Genomic DNA, 583 nt, shown 5'->3' with positions numbered 1-583 from the left:
GGGTGGCTCTTTCTTACCCGAGATGGAAACTAAGTTACTTGTCGCCGAATAATAATAAGCCTTGCTAGTTAGATTTCTTCGAGTTAAAAACTTAAAGCACAGGCCAGGTTGGGTAAGTATGCCTGTTATGCAGTTCCCGACCTTAACCCGGAGCTTTAATGATCTCGATTCGAAAAGTTGCAGCTTGCCTTGCTTTGTTTGCGGTCACAAGTGCCGCAAACAGCCAAGTGGCCTCGTCTATTTTTCACACGCCAGAATATTTTGCAAATCGGGGCCTGCAATATACGAATGCAGCCGAAGCCTGGGCGCTAGGCTTCACCGGCAAGGGTGTCCGAATCGGTATTGCAGACGATCAGGCCCAATTGAGTCACCCAGAGTTTGCTGGCCGGGTTTATTGGCCGGTAGCGCCGGACCCGTTTCCAAACCCCGACTACCCGGATTTCCCATTCCCAACTCATGGTACCCATGTCATGGGGGCTGCAGCGGCCGCGCGCAATGGCGTCGGGATGATAGGTGTAGCGTATGACGCTTCGATTGCTCACACAGTGGCAATTCCGAACCCTGGATACCCCGCATCGAAAGA

1 protein-coding gene is annotated in these 583 nt (G+C 52.1%); it reads left to right on the top strand.

What is annotated here, in order from left to right; genetic code table 11:
- Window positions 1–158 precede the first annotated feature (158 nt).
- Window positions 159–583, top strand: a 425-nt coding sequence (locus KZZ10_RS14395) for a S8 family serine peptidase (RefSeq protein ID WP_259662237.1), incomplete at its 3' end; no start/stop codon positions are given.

Source organism: Zwartia hollandica (assembly GCF_019923725.1).
GTDB lineage: Bacteria > Pseudomonadota > Gammaproteobacteria > Burkholderiales > Burkholderiaceae_B > Zwartia > Zwartia hollandica.
This window is presented reverse-complemented; position numbering and strand designations above follow the sequence as displayed.